At 68.5% G+C, this 17,954-nt stretch carries 14 protein-coding genes; 8 read left to right on the top strand and 6 right to left on the bottom strand.

The features are described from left to right. Positions 1-85: 85 nt before the first annotated feature. From C8271_RS10110 to C8271_RS10090, 5 genes are all read left to right on the top strand, one after another. Positions 86-1,660 carry an ABC transporter ATP-binding protein gene (locus tag C8271_RS10110; RefSeq protein ID WP_106507177.1) on the top strand — a complete coding sequence of 525 codons (1,575 nt, stop codon included), beginning with the start codon at positions 86-88 and terminating at the stop codon, positions 1,658-1,660. After that, positions 1,657-3,003, top strand: coding sequence for an ABC transporter permease (locus C8271_RS10105; protein ID WP_245921094.1), 1,347 nt, complete (start codon positions 1,657-1,659; stop codon positions 3,001-3,003). The genes C8271_RS10110 and C8271_RS10105 overlap by 4 nt, the downstream gene beginning before the upstream one ends. Continuing rightward, the gene (locus C8271_RS10100; protein ID WP_106507176.1) at positions 3,000-4,334 is read left to right on the top strand and encodes an ABC transporter permease; all 1,335 of its coding nucleotides are present in this window, start codon (positions 3,000-3,002) and stop codon (positions 4,332-4,334) included. The genes C8271_RS10105 and C8271_RS10100 overlap by 4 nt, the downstream gene beginning before the upstream one ends. Before the next feature lie 63 nt (positions 4,335-4,397). Further along, complete coding sequence (locus C8271_RS10095; protein ID WP_106507175.1) at positions 4,398-4,928, top strand: cytidine deaminase; 531 nt, start codon at positions 4,398-4,400, stop codon at positions 4,926-4,928. Continuing rightward, a complete protein-coding gene (locus C8271_RS10090) occupies positions 4,921-6,225 on the top strand; it encodes a thymidine phosphorylase (RefSeq protein WP_106507174.1) in 1,305 nt (434 codons plus the stop codon). The genes C8271_RS10095 and C8271_RS10090 overlap by 8 nt, the downstream gene beginning before the upstream one ends. Before the next feature lie 97 nt (positions 6,226-6,322). Here C8271_RS10090 and C8271_RS10085 read toward each other — a convergent pair whose 3' ends face one another. Then, a complete protein-coding gene (locus C8271_RS10085) occupies positions 6,323-7,420 on the bottom strand; it encodes an NUDIX domain-containing protein (protein WP_245921093.1) in 1,098 nt (365 codons plus the stop codon). 167 nt (positions 7,421-7,587) lie between these two features. Here C8271_RS10085 and deoC point away from each other — a divergent pair, with 167 nt between their 5' ends. Further along, positions 7,588-8,256, top strand: coding sequence for a deoxyribose-phosphate aldolase (gene deoC, locus C8271_RS10080; protein ID WP_106507173.1), 669 nt, complete (start codon positions 7,588-7,590; stop codon positions 8,254-8,256). Between the two features lie 152 nt (positions 8,257-8,408). Continuing rightward, complete coding sequence (locus C8271_RS10075) at positions 8,409-9,506, top strand: DUF2330 domain-containing protein (RefSeq protein ID WP_170957858.1); 1,098 nt, start codon at positions 8,409-8,411, stop codon at positions 9,504-9,506. Positions 9,507-9,513: 7 nt separating this feature from the next. On the opposite strand, the gene C8271_RS10070 is transcribed toward C8271_RS10075, so the two are convergent. Beyond that, positions 9,514-11,253, bottom strand: a complete 1,740-nt coding sequence (locus C8271_RS10070; protein ID WP_106507171.1) for a phospho-sugar mutase — start codon at positions 11,251-11,253, stop codon at positions 9,514-9,516. Further along, a complete protein-coding gene (locus C8271_RS10065) occupies positions 11,250-12,080 on the bottom strand; it encodes a purine-nucleoside phosphorylase (RefSeq protein ID WP_106508017.1) in 831 nt (276 codons plus the stop codon). The genes C8271_RS10070 and C8271_RS10065 overlap by 4 nt, the downstream gene beginning before the upstream one ends. 122 nt (positions 12,081-12,202) lie before the next feature. Between C8271_RS10065 and C8271_RS10060 the strand changes: the two genes are divergently transcribed. After that, complete coding sequence (locus C8271_RS10060; protein WP_245921092.1) at positions 12,203-13,663, top strand: NAD(P)H-quinone dehydrogenase; 1,461 nt, start codon at positions 12,203-12,205, stop codon at positions 13,661-13,663. 12 nt (positions 13,664-13,675) lie between these two features. Here C8271_RS10060 and C8271_RS10055 read toward each other — a convergent pair whose 3' ends face one another. The 3 genes from C8271_RS10055 to C8271_RS10045 all read right to left on the bottom strand — a co-directional run bounded on the left by C8271_RS10055 (position 13,676) and on the right by C8271_RS10045 (position 17,922). Next, complete coding sequence (locus C8271_RS10055; protein WP_106507169.1) at positions 13,676-15,454, bottom strand: acetyl/propionyl/methylcrotonyl-CoA carboxylase subunit alpha; 1,779 nt, start codon at positions 15,452-15,454, stop codon at positions 13,676-13,678. A 78-nt stretch (positions 15,455-15,532) separates the two neighbouring features. Beyond that, entirely contained in the window at positions 15,533-16,225 is a 693-nt protein-coding gene (locus C8271_RS10050) for a Maf family protein (RefSeq protein ID WP_106507168.1), read from the bottom strand. Then, positions 16,222-17,922 carry a DUF885 domain-containing protein gene (locus C8271_RS10045; RefSeq protein WP_106507167.1) on the bottom strand — a complete coding sequence of 567 codons (1,701 nt, stop codon included), beginning with the start codon at positions 17,920-17,922 and terminating at the stop codon, positions 16,222-16,224. Before C8271_RS10045 ends, C8271_RS10050 begins: the two co-directional genes overlap by 4 nt. Positions 17,923-17,954: the final 32 nt, after the last annotated feature.

The following is a 17,954-nucleotide window of genomic DNA, read 5'->3' as shown; positions in this document are numbered from 1 at the left end:
GACCCGCGGCCAGCCGACGGACCATCGCCCCAGCCCATGAGCCGGCGGACGCCCCGTTCAGGGCACGCCGACGGAAGCGAGTGCTGTGAAGCTCGAACTGCAAGGCATCACCAAGACTTTCGGGTCCTTCGTGGCCAATGACGCCATCGACCTCGTGGTCGAGCCTGGCGAGATCCACTCCCTGCTCGGGGAGAACGGCGCCGGCAAGTCCACCCTGATGAACGTGCTGTACGGCCTGTACAGCCCCGACGGCGGTACGATCCTGCTGGATGGGAAGCCGGTCAGCTTCTCCGGACCGGGCGATGCGATGGCCGCCGGAATCGGCATGGTCCACCAGCACTTCATGCTCGTGCCCGTGTTCACCGTGGCAGAGAACGTCGTGCTGGGCAGTGAACCCACCCGCGGTGGCCTGCTCGATCTGTCCGCAGCCCGCACCCTGGTGCGTGAGATCTCCGATCGCTTCGGCTTTGACCTCGACCCCGATGCCCGCGTCGAGGATCTTCCCGTGGGCGCGCAGCAGCGGGTCGAGATCGTCAAGGCGCTCAGTCACCGCGCCGAGATCCTCGTGCTTGATGAGCCCACCGCCGTGCTCACCCCGCACGAGACCGACGAACTCATGGCGATCATGCGTCAGCTGCGCGAAGAGGGCACCTCCATCGTGTTCATCACGCATAAGCTGCGCGAGGTCAAGGCCGTCTCTGACCGGATCACCGTGATCCGTCGCGGCCGCGTGGTGGGCACCGCCGACCCGTCGGCCGATCAGACGGAGCTCGCCTCTCTCATGGTGGGCCGCAGCGTAGAGCTCGACCTCGAGAAGTCACCAGCCAGGACGGGTGGTGCCGCGCTGCAGGTGCGGGAGCTGCGCGTCACCGACGAGCAGGGTGTGCGCACGCTCGACGCCGTCTCTTTCGACGTGCATGAGGGTGAGGTGCTCGCTATTGCTGGCGTGCAGGGTAACGGTCAGACCGAGCTGTCAGAAGCACTCATGGGGCTCCAGCACGACGTGCGCGGCTCCATCTCGCTGCGCGGCACTGAGCTCGTGGGGCGAAGCACCAAACAGATCCTGGACCGCGGGGTGGGTTTCGTGCCCGAAGACCGCACCCATGACGCGCTGATCCCCGACTTCACAGTGGCCGAGAACCTGGTGCTCGACCAGCACGACCGTGCCCCCTACGGTTCTTCCCTCGCCATGCGACCGGCCTCTGTGCGTGACAGCGCCCGCGAACAGATCGCCGCCTTCGACATCCGCACCCCACCGGATGGACAGTCCGCCGTGTCCACACTGTCCGGGGGCAACCAGCAGAAAGTGGTGATGGCGCGCGCGCTGAACCGCGAGCTATCCCTGCTGATCGCCTGTCAGCCCACTCGCGGTGTGGATGTTGGCTCAATCGAGTTCCTCCACCGGCGAATCATTGAGGAGCGTGACCGCGGCACCCCCGTTGTGATCGTCTCCACCGAGCTCGACGAGGTGGTCCAGCTCGCTGATCGCATCGCCGTCATGTACCGCGGCAGCGTCCTCGGAATCGTGCCCGGCAACGAGGACCGCGACGTGCTCGGTTTGATGATGGCCGGATACACCGTGGAGTCTGCACGCGAAGCAGTCGCCGCCGGCGCCCGCACCACGGACTCCCAGCTTGCCGACGAAGGAGACATCGCGTGACCACGCCCCCCGACGGCGCTGCCACCACCGCACAGGCCGCAGGCGTCGGCCCGACCGCGCCGCCCCCGCGCGACGATGAGGCCGACTCGATGCTGCGGCGCCTCGCTCAGGCCATCGGACGCGGCAACCCGCTGGTGATCGCGCTCAGTTTCCTGCTGGCCTTCTTCATCGGCTCCGTGCTCATCGTGGTGGCCGACCAGGACGTACGCGAGGCCGCCGGCTACTTCTTCGCACGCCCCAGCGACACCTTCCGCGCCGTGTGGGACTCCGTGACCCAGGCCTACGTCGCCATGTTCCGCGGCGCCATCTTCGATGCACCCTCCTACTCGCATCGCGCCGACTCCATCCGCGAGGCCGGCGGCAGCGGCACCTACGTGCTGTTCCCGGCTCTCGCCGCCGGTTTCCGCCCGCTGACCGAGACGCTCACCGTCGCCACCCCACTGATCATTGCCTCCACCGGCATGGCAGTTGGTTTCCGCGCCGGGCTGTTCAACATCGGCGGCACCGGCCAGCTGATCATGGGCGCCGCCGCAGCAGGGTTCGTGGGATTCACCTGGAGCCTGCCACCTGTGATCCACCTGCTGGTTGCTCTCGCCGTCGGCACGTCCGTCGGCGGGCTCTGGGGCGGTATCGCAGGGTTCCTCAAGGCCCGGTTCGAAGCCAATGAAGTGATCTCCACGATCATGCTGAACTGGATCGCGACCTACCTGCTCTTCTTCGCTCTGAAGACCGAACTGTTCACCGGCGCGAACAAGTCCCAGCCCACCTCTCCGGCCGTGAAACCCACCGCGCAGCTGCCGCAGATCCTGGGGCCGCAATTCCGTCTGCACCTAGGCATCGTGCTCGCGATCGCTGCGGTCGTCTTCCTGTGGTGGCTCATGAATCGTTCGACGGCGGGTTTCCGCTTCCGTGCCGTCGGCTCCAACCCGCGCGCCGCCCAGGTAGCCGGTATCTCCACCTCCCGCGCCTCCTTCGGCGTGATGCTGGTGGCCGGTGCCCTCGTGGGCCTCGCCGGCGCGGTGCACGTGCTGGGCACCGAACACCGCCTCACCGAAGGCATCGCTGGATCACTCGGCTTCGACGCGATCACCGTGGCGCTGCTGGGCGCCTCCGGACCGGTCGGCATCCTCCTGGCAGGCCTGCTGTTCGCGGCGCTGTCCACCGGCGGGCGCTTCATGGAGACCACACAGGGCGTTCCCCTGGACCTGGTACAGGTTATTCAGGCGCTCGTCGTGCTGTTCATTGCCGCGCCCCCGCTGGTGCGCGCGATCTTTGGTATGAACCGCACCCGGCGCCCTGGACGTCCACAGACACGCGTCACGACGACGGGAGAGAACCGATGAGCACACCAGCCGTCACCTCCAATGACTCCGTCGTCACCCGCGCCGTAGTCGATGAGCGGCCGCAGAACTGGTGGCACCTGCCCACCACACTGACTGTGCTCGCGCTCATCGCGCTCGTCGTTTTCGGTCTGCGCGGTCTGCCTGCAGTGAGCAGCACTTTCGCGCTTGCGCGGGACGGCGACATCAACCCGCTCGGCATCATTCCGCAGACGGTCGCCCTGCCCTCGCGCGGCGGCGCAATCGTGCTGGCGCTGATCGCCCTGGCCGCCGCTGGTGCACTGTGGTGGTTCGCGAGCCGACCCACCCGACTACGCGGGCGTGTGCGCAATCCGATCGTTGCCGTGTTCGCCATCACCTGGGTGCTGTGCTTCCTCACCTGGGTGATCTCCGAGCGCACCCTTGACGTGGGCACGCTGCTTCAGTCCACGATCGTTCTCGCCGTACCGCTCGCCTTCGGCGCCTTCTCCGGTGTGCTCTCCGAACGCGCAGGCGTGATCAACATTGCGATCGAGGGCCAGCTGCTGTTCGGCGCCTTCGGCGCGGCGCTGGTCGGGTCGATTACTGGCAATGTGTGGGTTGGCCTATTCGCAGCGCCGCTCATGGCTCTGTTCATGGGCGCGACGCTGGCGCTGTTCGCCGTTGGCTACCACGTCCAGCAGATCATCGTCGGCGTCGTGCTGAATGTGTTCGCCATCGGTGTGACGTCCTTCGTCTTCGGCACCGTGATGAGTCAGGACCCGGGCACGTTCAACACCGCCATGCGGCTGCCAAACCTACGTATCCCGCTGCTCGCAGACATTCCTGTGATCGGACGCGTGCTGTTCGACCAGAACGTTCTCGTCTACATCATGTGGGTGATCGTGGTGGTGCTGACCATCGCGCTGTTCCGCACCCGCTGGGGTCTGCGCGTGCGCGCCGTGGGCGAGCACCCGAAGGCCGCCGACACCGTGGGCATCAAGGTCAACCGAACCCGCTGGAGCAATGTGCTGCTGGGCTCGGCCGTGGCCGGGCTCGGTGGCGCGACCCTCACCATCGGCACCGGCGTGGCGTTCGGCCAGGAGATGTCCGCCGGCAAGGGGTACATCGCACTGGCCGCGATGCTGCTGGGGCGCTACCACCCCGTCGGCGCCCTCCTTGCCGCACTCGCCTTCGCCTTCGCCGACTCGCTGCAGCTGCGCCTGGGCACCATGAGCGCCTCCGCCGGTGGCGTGAGCATCCCCGGTGACTTCCTGCTCATGCTCCCGTACGTTGTGGCACTGTTCGCCGTGGCTGGCGTGGTGGGGCGCGTGCGCGTGCCCGCCGCCGACGGTGTTCCGTACGTCAAGCAGTGAGGCTGCTGCTCAGCGTCGCCATCGCCTGATCGCAGCAGATCCGCCCGAACAGAGGAGCCACGTATGCGCAGCCAGGACCTGAACGGTGACGCCCCGACCGACGGGGTGCCATCAGGCAGCGCGTCGACCGACGACACTCCGATCGGCGATGCCTCGATCAGTAGCGCCCCGATCGATGACGCCCTGTTCGACCGCCTCGTGCAGGAAGCACGTGCCATCGCGCCGCGCGCCTACACCCCGTACTCCCACTTCCAGGTCGGGGCGGCTGCGCTCGTGGACGACGGCCGCGTGGTCACCGGCTGCAATGTGGAGAACGCCGGCTACGGCGTCACCCTCTGTGCCGAATGCGGGCTGATCAGCTCCCTGATCGCCGGCGGCGGCGGCCGGCTACGCGCCTTCGTGTGCGTGGGCGGGCCTGAGCACGCCGACGTGAACCGTCCCGTGGTCATGCCCTGCGGTCGCTGCCGTCAGCTGCTCAGCGAGCACGCCGCTGCCGACTTCACGATCCTCAGCCCCCAGGGCCCGCTGACCGTGCAGCAGATGCTGCCGCAGGCCTTCGGCCCCGCCAACCTCCAGGAGGAGACTCATGACTGAGAGCACCCGCGTCGAGTCATTCGACGCTGTCGACGTGATCCGCACCAAGCGCGACGGGCGGTGTCTCAGCCCTGAGCAGATCGACTGGGTGATCGACGCCTACACCCGTGGCGTTGTCGCTGAGGAACAGATGGCAGCACTGGCCATGGCGATCTTCCTGCGCGGCATGGAACGGGAGGAGATCTCGCGCTGGACCCGCGCCATGATCGCCACCGGCGAGCGGATGGACTTCTCCGCGCTCTCCAAGCCCACCACCGATAAGCACTCCACCGGCGGAGTGGGCGACAAAATCACTCTGCCGCTCGCACCACTGGTTGCATCCTTCGGCGTGGCGGTGCCGCAGCTGTCCGGCCGGGGGCTCGGGCACACCGGCGGCACTCTCGACAAGCTCGAGGCGATCCCCGGTTGGCGCGCCGCTGTGAGCAACGACGAGATGATGCGCCAGCTCGAGCAGGTCGGCGCGGTGATCTGCGCGGCTGGCTCAGGCCTCGCCCCCGCGGACAAGAAACTGTACGCCCTGCGGGACGTGACCGGAACCGTCGAGGCGATCCCGCTGATCGCCTCCTCGATCATGTCCAAGAAGATCGCGGAGGGCACCGCCGCTCTCACCCTGGATGTAAAGACCGGCGCTGGCGCCTTTATGAAGGACGAGGCCGACGCTCGCGCTCTTGCCCGCACTATGGTCGATCTGGGCACCGACGCCGGTGTGCGCACCGTCGCCCTGCTGACCGACATGTCCGCACCGCTGGGCCGCACCGCCGGCAACGCCCTGGAGGTGCGCGAAAGCCTGGAGGTGCTCGCCGGTGGTGGCCCCGCTGACATCATCGAGCTGACCTGTGCGCTCGCCCGCGAGATGCTCGACGCGGCCGGGGTGCATGACGCCGATGTCGAGCAGGCACTTGCTGACGGGCGTGCCATGGACACGTGGCGGGCGATGATCGTCGCGCAGGGCGGAGATGTTGACGCCGAGCTGCCGCAGGCGCGCCACATCGAGGAGTACCGTGCTGAGGCCGATGGCGTCGTCAGCTCGCTGGACGCACTCCAGGTGGGTGTGGCCGCGTGGCGACTCGGTGCCGGGCGCTCCCGTCCCGGTGAAGCCGTGCAGGCCGCCGCCGGTGTCGAGATCGTGAAGCACCTAGGGGAGGAGGTGCGCGCCGGCGACGTGCTCGCGCGCCTGCACACGGATACCCCTGAACGCGTCGGCCGGGCGGTCGACGCGATCGACGGCGCGTGGACGATCGCTGCGACGGGCACCGCGATCGGTGAACGGCGGATCGTGCTGGATCGGATCGCCTAAGACCCGTCGGTCTGCAGCGTGTCGTCGCCTGCGAGTGAGCAGGAGCAGCGCCGTCGGCGCGCCTCACGTCTGAACAGACGCGACGGGTGAGGGTCGGTCAGCGGCCGAGCCGTCGGCGCAGCGCCGGGATGATGTGCTCGGCCATCAGCGGCGCGATCTGCACCCCTGCGCACTGCGTTGGCTGAGTGAGTGGGAACCAGCGATGGTCCGCGAGCTCGGCCCTGACCTGGAAGTCCTCTGGCAGAGGATGATGGGTGAGGAACACGGTGGAGTGGACCAGGGTGTCCGGCTCATTCGCGGCGACGGCATGAAAATCCCCCAGCAGTTCCAGCTCCGAGACGTTCAGGTGCAGACCCGTCTCCTCCACGGTCTCGCGGAGGGCGGCATCCTGTGCGCCCTCACCGGCCTCGAGTTTGCCGCCCACCTGGATGTAGGTGCTGGTGCCGCGTTTGCGCACCCCGAGCAGCTCAGGGCCGTGCTCCCCATCGCGCAGGAAACAGACCGCTGTGATCCTCAACGTCGTCCCGGCACTGCCGACCTTTCGGTGGTGGTGTTCAGCCCACGCCAGCTGGGCGAGGGACCGGGCGTGCCGGATCGCTCGACGAAGCGGCATCGGTGTCATACCGGCGCGCACCCAACGAGAGATCTGCTGCGGCTGCTCGGCTGCGAGGGTGAGCCCGCGCCGCAGCAGCACGCCCACGGGTTTGCGTGCTTCACGCAGGTCTCGCGCCAGGCGCAGGACGAACACGAGCGGCACAGGACGCTTGAGCACAATCGCGTCGGCTAGCAGCCCGGCACTGGCCAGCGGTGCGATGAGCTCGGCGGCGAAGATGCCCTCGGCGATGATCAGGGGCGCATCGCCGACCTCGACGCGTTGGCTGCCCACCCGGCGGGACTGTGAGATCGAATAGGTGGGGATCTGGGCGGTGCCCGTGCGGGCGAGCTCGCTCAGCGCAGTGAACGCTGCGTCGGCATCCCAGGACGCCGGTACGTCCCAGTCCACAATGCCGAAGCGGCGCGGCAGGTTCTGATCATCCAGGTCGCGGTAGAACTCATCCAGCGGCACCATCGGCAGACCGGAGCGGGCAGCAAGCAGCCCCTTGCCGCTACCCGAGGGACCGGCCACGAGGACGATGCGGCGCGGGGGCGAGAGAGGGACGGGATCCTGTCGCGGCTGAGGCGGGGGCGTGCTCACGCCCGAGGATCCTACGCGAACGGCGGACGCCGATCAGTGCCGCGGAGGGGCCACTACATGCGGGGCAGCGGGCGGGCGCGATCCCGCCGACGATTCCCGCCCACGCGATCTACCGCGGCGGGACCGAGACGGCCCCACGATGGCCGCGGATCTGGGAGACTCGATGCATGACTGCCATTGAACGCGCCCAGCTGGCCCAGCTCATCGACCACACCCTGCTCAAGCCCGAGGCGACTGCGGCCGACGTCGAAGCGTTGCTGCGCGAGGCCGAGGAACTCGGCACCTACTCCGTGTGCGTGTCCCCGTCGATGCTGCCTGTTGAGACCTCCGTGAAGGTCGCGACGGTGTGCGGCTTCCCCTCGGGTCAGCACGCCAGCTCGATCAAAGCCGCGGAGGCCGCCGACGCCGTCGCGAAGGGTGCTGACGAGATCGACATGGTGATCAACATCGGCCTCGCTAAGGCCGGTGATTTTGCTGGGGTGCAGGCAGACATCGCCGCCGTGCGCGAGGCCGCGCCAGCACCGACGGTCCTCAAGGTGATCATCGAGTCCGCCGCGCTGAGCGATGAGGAGATCATCGCCGTGTGCGAGGCCGCCGAGAAGGCCGGCGCTGATTTCGTGAAGACCTCGACCGGTTTCCACCCCGCCGGCGGCGCCTCCGAGCATGCTGTCGCTCTCATGCGCCGCACCGTCGGCGACCGTCTGGGCGTCAAAGCCTCTGGAGGCATCCGCACTCGCGCTGCCGCTGAGGCGATGGTGGCCGCAGGCGCCACCCGGTTGGGATTGTCCGGATCGCGCGCCGTGCTCGAGGGAGATACCGCAGGCGAGGGATACTGATCCCTGGGGTTGCGGTCGACGGTGCCGCCCGGAGTCGATGGGGATCGAACACCGGAGCGCCCCGGATGAGGGGACGCATGATGCTCATGTCTATGCGATTGTCGGTGCGATCCGTATCGGTGCAGGCAGTACGCCTCAGGCGTCTACTGCTCGTGGCATCGATCCTGGCGGCTCAGCTGCTCGTGGGGGCACTGACACCAGCGAGTGCCTGCGCCTGTGGCGCCTTCATCGACCCTGCTGATGCGGGCAACGACTCTGACGTTCTGGAGGAGACCGCCGTGCTCGCCCACCGCGACGGTCGCGAAACCATCATTATGGGATTCCAGCTCGGTGCCAGCCGGACAGGGCCCGCGCTGCTCGTGCCCACGCCCACTGTGCCGGACGTGAGCGCTGCTGATGTGGACACACTGAGCGAAATGCGGAGCGCGACACGGCCCCGTCAGCGGATCCGCTACGACTATTGGGGAACCTCGGAGGAGCCCCCCGGCCTCGTCGGCAGCGGTGATGACCATGGGGCGGCCGTCCCCGATTCTGCGGCAGTGGTGCACAGCAGGCAGAGGATCGGCAGCTTCGATGTGGCGGTCCTCGGCGGCGACGCAGCCCCCGTGCGCACGTGGCTCGAGGACAACGGCTTCGCCCTGTCGGATGAGGTCTCGCCGCTGCTGGAGCCGTACGCCGAGGAGGGTTGGACCTTTACCGCCGTGCGGTACGCCGACGACGCAGTGCTCGAGGATGAAACCGAGCCGCTGCGCTTCGACTTTGACAGTGAAGAGCTCGTCTATCCGATGCGCTTCTCACAGGCCGCCCGCACGAGCCAGGAACTGAACCTGTACGTCATCTCCGACCAGCCGATGCAGCGCACCGATGCGAGCGAGGACGAGCAGATCAGCGAACGCCCCTGGATCGCCGACCCGACCGACGAGGACTGGACCTGGACCGACGACACCCTGCGAGGCCTGATCGCCCCGGACGATCACGGCGGGCGACACGGCATCGTCACGCAGTTTCGGATCTGGGGCGAACCTGAGTCCTTCACCACGGACTTCACCTTCGCCCCCGACCCCGAGCAGGACACAGTCGTACCCACGTACGACGTCACGGAAGTGGTCTATCTCGGGCCGTTCCCGGCTGGCTGGACGCTCACAGGGATCGTGGTGCTGCTGGGCAACCTGATCACAGCGATCGTGACCGTCATCGTGCTCGTGCTTGCTCAGCGGGGAACTCGGTCCCGGGGAACCCGGGTGAGCTGAGCAGTGCTCAGGCTGCACCGAGCGCTGCGCGCATGTCCGCCACGAGCACCTCGAGGCGCTCCGCAGCACGCGTACGCACGGCTGTGAGATCACTCTGCGACGAGTCCGTGGCCACCTGCTCCACGACCTCCAGATAGCACTTGAGTTTCGGCTCAGTGCCCGATGGACGCACGATCACCCGCGTATCCTCCGCGGTGCGCAGCAGCATGCCGTCGGTGGGCGGCAGACCAGTGCTCTCCACCGACCCCTCCGCGAGGTCTTGCGTCTCGACGACGTCGGCGCCGATCAGCTGCTTCGGGGGCGACTGCCGCAGACGCTGCATCATCTGACCGATGAGGGAGAGATCCTCCACACGGATCGACAGCTGCCGGGTAGCGAACAAGCCGTGGCTGCGTGCGAGGTCATCGAGACGATCCACGAGGGTGCGACCCTGTGCCTTCGCGAGCGCCGCCATCTCCGCCACCATCAGTGCGGCGGACAGACCATCTTTATCGCGCACGATATCGGGCAGAACGCAGTAGCCGATCGCCTCCTCATACCCGTAGACGATCCCCGGAGCACGTGCGATCCACTTGAAACCGGTGAGCGTCGTACGGGCCTCGTGCCCGGCCTGCTGAGCAACTGCGTCAAGCCAGCGGCTGGAGACTACCGAGCGGGCGAATGCCCCCGCGTAGCCGTGCACACGCGCCAGGTGATCACCCAGCAACACCCCGAGCTCGTCCCCGGTCAGCATCCGCCAGTCGTCCCGATGGGGATCGAATACGGCTGCAGCACAGCGGTCCGCATCGGGGTCGTTCGCGACCACCACGTCGGCCTCCACAGTGCGGGCGAGCTCGAGGGCGAGGTCGATCGCACCGGGCTCCTCCGGGTTCGGGAAGGACACCGTGGGGAAATCCGGATCCGGGTCAGCCTGCTTGGGCACGCTGTGCACATCGGTGAAACCGGTGCGGTGCAGCGCGGCGGTCGCGAGCTCGGTCCCCACCCCGTGCATAGCAGTATGCACGATCCGCACGTCGCGCGGCCCAGACGGGTCGGGCAGGGCGCAGATCGCCTCAAGGTAATGCTCACGCAGCTGATCACCGAGCTCCTCCCAACCGGATTCGGCCAGCGGGATCTGTGCAACCGGGCCGACGGCCGCGATCCGCTCAGCGATCTGAGCGTCCGAGGGCGGCACGATCTGCACACCACGACCGTCCGGCTCCTGCATCCGGCCACCCAGGTACACCTTGTAGCCGTTGTCGGCAGGCGGATTGTGGCTCGCGGTGACCACCACACCCGCGTCGGCCCCCAGGTGTCGCACCGCGAACGCCACCAGCGGGGTGGGTCCGCAGCGATCCATCAGCAGCACACGGCAACCTGCCGCTGTCATGATCTGCGCGGAGGCGAGTGCGAAGTCGCGCGAGTTGTAGCGGGCGTCATGACCGATCACTACGAGCGGCGCCTGGTCGGAGCCTGCGGCTGCGCTGTCCCCGAGTGTTGCGAGCAGATGATCCGCGAGGCCGCGGGCCGCGCGGGAGACGACGGCCAGGTTCATCCGGTTCGGGCCGGGCCCCATGCGTCCGCGCAGCCCGGCGGTGCCGAACTGGAGCGTCCCGGAGAAGGCGTCGGTGAGCTCAGCGATCGCGGCGTCCTCGCCCGCCTCAGCGCGGCTCAGCAGCTCGGTGAGCTCACGCCGGGTCGAGGCCGCCGGGTCATCGGCGATCCACGCGTTGACCTGGTCACACAGTTGGGCTGACAGTGCGCTCATCGCTGTGCCTCCTCGGTAATGCGGGTGACGGTACGGGCCAGCAGTTCGGCGATGCGCGGCCCAGCGTCCTTGCCGGCCTGCAGCACCTCCTCATGGGAGAGCGGCTCGGGGCTGATCCCGGCTGCATGGTTGGTGACCAGGGAGATGCCGAGCACGTCGAGGCCCGCTTCCCGGGCGGCGATCGCCTCGAGCGCCGTTGACATGCCCACCAGTGAGGCACCCAGTATGCCGGCCATCCGCACCTCGGCGGGGGTCTCATAGGACGGGCCACTGAACTGCATATACACACCCTCGGGCAGTGAGGGATCGATGTCGTGGGCGATCTGACGCAGACGCGGCGTGTAGACGTCGGTGAGGTCCACGAAGTTCGCTCCGCGCAGCGGTGTCGCGCCGGTGTGGTTGATGTGATCAGAGATCAGCACGGGCGTGCCGGGCGCCCAGGAGGTGTTGAGGCCGCCGCAGCCATTGGTGAGCACTAGGGTGCTGCAGCCGGCCGCTGCTGCGGTGCGCACGCCGTGGACAACGGCGTCAACGCCAGCGCCCTCGTAGAAGTGGGTGCGGGCACCGAGCACAAGGGCGTGGGCGCCTGTGGCGGCGATGCGGATCGAGCGCAGTGTGCCAACGTGCCCGGCGACGGCAGGGGCGCGGAAGCCGGGGATCGAGGTGGCGTCGGCGCGCCAGACTTCCTGTCCGAGCAGGTCAGCAGCGCCGCCCCAGCCGGAGCCAAGCACAAGGGCGATGTCGTGGCGGGCGATACCGGAGGATGCCGCGATCGCATCGGCGGCATCGCGCGCGAGCGTGTAGGGATCAGTGGTGTCGGGGTTCATGGACCGAACCTAGCGCAGGCCAGCCTGCAGCGTGCAGTCCAACGGTCGACGGGCCAGTGGCTGCTGCTCGTGACGTGCAAGATCGCCTGACAGAGCGGAGGGCGCCGGGGCAGAATGGCGCTGTGAGCGATCCGAGCACCGCCCTGCCCCCTGACCCTGCACGTCTGGATGCCCGCCACGACCGATCGCGTGTCGTGATCATCGGCGGCGGCCCCGGCGGCTACGAAGCCGCGCTTGTCGCGGGCCATCTCGGAGCGGAGGTGACACTGCTGGAGCGACGCGGCATCGGCGGAGCCGCCGTGCTCACCGATGTGGTGCCCTCGAAGACGCTCATCGCGACGGCCGATGTGCTGGGCGTCGTGGCTGATTCAGCGGAACTGGGCATCCGCGACGCGGACTCTGCGACCAGCCCGGCCGCTGGATCGCTCACGGTCGACCTGGATGCCGCCAACCGGCGCGTCCGCGGTCTGGCGCATGCGCAGTCGGAGGACATCGCCGCGTCGGTGCGTGAGGCCGGGGTCCGGATTCTCGAGGCGACTGGTCGTCTACGCGGCCCAGACCGCGTCGAGGCAGTTGGCGAGAACGGTGAGGTACTGGAGACCATTGACGCCGACGTCGTGCTGCTCGCCGTTGGTGCGACCCCGCGCCAGCTCGCCGATTCGCCGGCCGACGGGAAGCGCATCCTCACCTGGACCCAGCTGTACCACCTCACGCAGCTGCCTGAGCACCTGATCGTCGTCGGTTCTGGTGTGACCGGCGCCGAGTTCGCCAGCGCCTACCGTTCCCTGGGCTCCGAGGTCACGCTCGTCTCCTCGCGCGACCAGGTGCTGCCCGGTTCGGATACTGATGCTGCCGACGTGCTGGAGAACGTGTTCGCTCGCCGCGGGGTGCGGCTGAAGGCCCGGTCACGGGCGGCCGGAGCTCGCGTGGAGGGCGACGGCGTGGTGGTCACCCTGCAGTCCGGGGAGGAGATTCGCGGCAGTCATGTGCTGATGGCCATCGGTGCCGTGCCCGCTACGGACGGCCTGGGCTTGGAGGAGGCAGGGATCCGCCTGCGGCCGAGCGGCCACGTGGAGACCGACCGCGTCTCCCGCACGAGTGTGCGCGGCGTGTATGCGGCCGGTGACTGCACCGGGGTGAATCCGCTGGCGTCGGTCGCTGCCATGCAGGGCCGTATCGCCATGCATCACGCGCTGGGGGAGGCGGTCTCACCGCTGATCGCCGCGCAGATCTCCTCGGCGATCTTCACGAGTCCGGAGATCGCGACCGTCGGCTGCAGCGAACAGGACGTGCGTGAGGGGCGCATCGATGCGCGCGTGCTCACCAAGCCGCTCGGCACGAACCCGCGAGCGAAGATGCAGGGGATCTCCGACGGCTTCGTGAAACTCATGGTGCGGCACGGCTCCCACGTGGTGGCGGGAGCGGTTGTCGTTGCGCCACGGGCAAGCGAACTGATCATGCCGTTCGCCCTGGCGGTGACCCACCGACTCACCGCCGAGCAGCTAGCCTCGACGTTCACCGTCTACCCCTCGCTCAGTGGATCCCTGTCCGAGGTGGCGCGGCAGGCTCTCTGGGGGGATTGAGCACGGGCCTGATCAGTCTTCGATGCTGCACAGGGCGGCGCCGGCGGAGACCGTGGCACCGACCTCCGCGGTGAGCCCGCTGATGATGCCGGAGCGGTGCGCGGTGATCGGCTGCTCCATCTTCATCGCTTCCAGCACCAGCAATAGATCGCCGTCGGCCACGTGCTGTCCGTCCTCCACCGCGATCTTGACGATCGTGCCCTGCATCGGGGCGGTGACTGCACCGGATCCGACACTCTCCGGAGCGCTGCCGCGGTGGGAGCGGCGACGACGCTGCGGACGTGAGGTCTGCGGGGCACGCAGGGAGGCGGGCAGGCTGATCTCCACCCGACGGCCGTCGACCTCCACCACCACAGTTTCGCGGTCCTCCTCTTCGGAGGGCTGCGCCGGAAGCGGCGCCGGAGGCACCTCACCGGTGAACTCGGTCTCGATCCATCGAGTATGAACCCCGAACGGTTCCTGCGGATCTGCCGGAGCAAAGGCAGGATCCTCCACGACGAGTCGGTGGAAGGGCAGCACGGTGGGGATGCCTTCAATCTGCATCTCCGCAAGAGCTCGTCGGGAGCGCTCGAGTGCCTGCTCGCGGGTGGCGCCGGTGACCACAAGCTTGCCCAGCATCGAATCGAAGGCGCCGGAGATCTCATCGCCGGCGCGCGCACCCATGTCCACGCGCACGCCGGGTCCGGCAGGCAGATCAAGGCGGCGGATCCGCCCGGGAGAGGGCAGGAAGCCACGGCCGACATCCTCGCCGTTCAGGCGGAACTCGAAGGAATGACCGCGCGGAACGGGATCACGCGGGCTGATCCGACCGCCCGCCGCGATACGGAACTGCTCGCGCACAAGATCCACACCGGTGACCTCCTCGGTCACCGGATGCTCGACCTGAAGACGCGTGTTGACCTCGAGGAACGAGATGGTGCCGTCACGCCCCACCAGGAACTCGCAGGTGCCGGCACCCACATAGCCTGCTTCGCGCAGGATCGCCTTCGATGAGCTGACCAGCTGCGCCTGCTGCTGCGAGGTGAGGAACGGCGCCGGGGCCTCCTCCACAAGCTTCTGGTGGCGGCGCTGCAGGGAGCAGTCACGCGTGGAGACCACCTGCACGGTGCCGTGCATGTCCGCAAGGCACTGCGTCTCCACATGCCGCGGAGCATCCAGGTAGCGCTCCACGAAGCACTCGCCGCGCCCGAATGCCGCGGTGGCCTCCCGCACCGCGGAGTCGAACAGCTCGCGCACCTCGGACTCCTCGCGGGCCACCTTCAGGCCGCGGCCGCCGCCGCCGTAGGCCGCCTTGATCGCGATCGGCAGGCCGTGCTCGCGAGCGAAGGCCACCACGGCGTCACTGCCGGAGACCGGATCGGGGGTGCCGGCCACGAGCGGGGCCCCGACCTTCTGCGCGATTGCGCGGGCAGACACTTTGTCCCCGAGCTTCTCGATTGCTTCCGGCGGCGGTCCGATCCAGGTGAGCCCAGCGTCGATGACCGCCTGCGCGAAATCGGCGCGCTCGGCCAGGAACCCGTAGCCGGGATGGATCGCATCGGCTCCGGAGCGTTCGGCCACATCGAGCAGCTTGTCGATCACCAGGTAGGAGTTCGCGGCGGTGCTGCCGCCGAGCGCGTATGCCTCGTCGGCGATTGTCGTGTGCAGTGCGTCCCGGTCAGGGTCTGCGTACACCGCGATCGACCGTAGACCGGCATCCCGGCATGCCCGGGCGATGCGCACTGCGATCTCTGCCCGGTTGGCGATGAGCACCGTGCGCAGCGGGCGGGTTTTGGGATGGCGAGCGGCCATAGGAGCGATCTTCCTTCCGGGAGCCGAACAGAGGTCGAGTCTAGTACCGGGCAGGACCCCGACGGGCCAGCGTGCCCGTCAGCGAGAATCCGGCTCCTCCCAGAGCTCGTACACCGCGATCTTGAGCTCGGCGAGCAGGTCACGTAGCAGGGGGAGGGACAGGCCCACCACGGCATGCGGGTCGCCCTCGAGTGCGGTGATGAACGGGCCCCCGCGGCCGTCGATCGTGAAACCGCCTGCCACCTGCAGCGGCTCGCCGGTGGCGATATATGCGTCGATTTCCTCATCGGTGAGGTCGGCGAAGCTGACGCGGCATGATGCCGTCGCTCCCAGGGTCGCCCCGGTGCCACCGTCGTCGGGGTCGCGGTCATCGACCAGCCAGTGTCCGGTGTGGAGCACACCGGCGCGGCCCCGCATTGCCTGCCAACGCTCTCGTGCCGTCGCGGCGGTGAGCGGCTTTCCCACGATCTCGCCGTCGATCTCCAGCATCGAGTCCGCGCCGAGCACCACATAGCCGCCGTCGGAACGGCGCGTGGCCGCTTCTGCTTTCGCGCGAGCGAGCACCAGTACCTGTTCGGCGGGTTCCAGGTCAGCCCCGGCCAGGGCGGCGGCGAGCACCGCCGATTCATCGAGGTCCACTGGCCGCGTCGTGTGGGCGATGCCCGCAGACTGCAGCGTGGCGCGCCGAGCGGGGGAGGAGGAGGCGAGCAGCAGCAAGGGCTCCGGCTCACCCGTGGCGTCGGTGATCTGTTCGGGCGCTGCGGTGGTCATGCCAGGGCATCCCGCAACACGGCCAGCGGCAGCCCGCCGAGCTCCAGGGCGCGCCGGTGGAAATCACGCAGCGTGGCCTCGCGGTCCTCGCCGCCGCGGGCGAGCGCCGTATCACGCAGCTGCTCCCACACGCGCTGTCCGATCCGATACGACGGGGCCTGCCCGGGCCAGCCCAGGTAGCGGTGCAGCTCGAAGCGGCGCAGCGGCTCCGGGTCATTCCAGTGCTCGGCCATGAACTCCCACGCCGACTCGTACGTCCACGCACCGCCGCGGGAGCCGGGCAGATCCGTAGGCATTGAGAGCTCATTGTGCAGGCCGATGTCCAGCACCACACGGCCCGCGCGCATCCGCTGCGCGTCGAGCATGCCCAGCCGGTCGCCGTCGTCGTCGAGGTACCCGAGCTGTTCCATCAGCCGCTCGGCGTACAGTGCCCAGCCTTCGCCGTGACCGGAGGTCCAGCACATCATGGCGCGCCAGCGGTTCAGCGCCGACGCCTGCAGTGTTTGCGTTCCCACCTGCAGGTGATGACCGGGAACGCCCTCGTGGTACACCGTGGTGGTCTCCGACCAGGTGCGGAACTCATTCTGCTCGGCGGGGACGTCCCACCACATGCGGCCCGGGCGGGTGAGGTCTTCACTGGGGCCGGTGTAGTAGATGCCGCCGGAGCCTGTGCGGGCGATGCGGCACTCCAGCGCACGCAGCGGCTCAGGGATGTCGAAGTGCACATCGGCCAGCTGAGCGATAGCCCGGTCGCTGAGCTCCTGCATCCACGCCTGCAGGGCATCGGTGCCGTGCAGGACCCGATCGGGGTCGGCGGTGAGCGCTTCGCGGGCTGCCGCCACGCTGCGGCCGGCGCCCGTGCCGTATCGGGCATTGATGCGCTCGGCCACCTGCTCCTGCTCATCGATGATCGCGCGCAGCTGATCCACGCCCCACGCATAGGTGTCGTCGATGTCGATCCGATCACCCAAGAAGGTCTGCGAGGCCAGGGGGTAGTCCTCGCGGCCCAGGGCGTCCCGCGCCGGTGCGTCAGCGGCGAGCTCGTCGAGCACATCGGCCAGCTCGCGGTACGCATCAGCTGCGGTCCGGGCGGCTGTGTGGGCACGCTCGCGCTGCGCGTCGTCCCCCGCGGCCTCTGACGCGAATGTGTCGAAGAAACCGCCCTCCGCTGCGTATCCCCGTGCCTGCTCAGCGCCCAGCAGCAGCTGGCGGCGCGAACTGCGCACGCCGTCTGCTGCGGCCTCACGCAGGGTGCGCGCCCAACCACGCAGGGCGTGAGGGAAAGCGGCCATGCGTTCGCTGAGCACATCCCAGTCATCGGCGGTCTCAGCGGGCATCAGGTCCAGCACGTCACGGGACTGCAGCACACTGGCGAGGTTGTTCACCTCAGCCTGATCCAGCCGGCGTTCGGCACGTTCGATCTCCAGCCCCAGCCGCTCCTCGAGAGCAGCTCGGGTGATGGTGTCGGTGTGGTCGGCGTCTGGCACCTCACGGATCGCTCGCAGCAGATCGCGTGCCAGATCGGTGCGGGCAGCGAAACCCTCGGGGGAGTAGTCGGTGACTTCGTGGTCGTGGCCGGGAACGCCCAGGGCGGTGGCGCTGAAGGGGTCCGCTGCCGCGACGGCGTCGACGTAGCGGTCAGCGAGCGCGTCAAGGGCGGACGGGGTACGAGTGCTCTGCTCGGATGCGGTGGGCATAGCTCGAGCCTACGTCCTTGTGGCCTCGGGCG

The sequence above is a fragment of the Brachybacterium timonense genome, from assembly GCF_900258505.1.
Classification (GTDB): Bacteria; Actinomycetota; Actinomycetes; order Actinomycetales; family Dermabacteraceae; genus Brachybacterium; species Brachybacterium timonense.
Note: the sequence above shows the minus strand (reverse complement) of the source record. Positions and strands in the feature narration are given on the sequence as shown.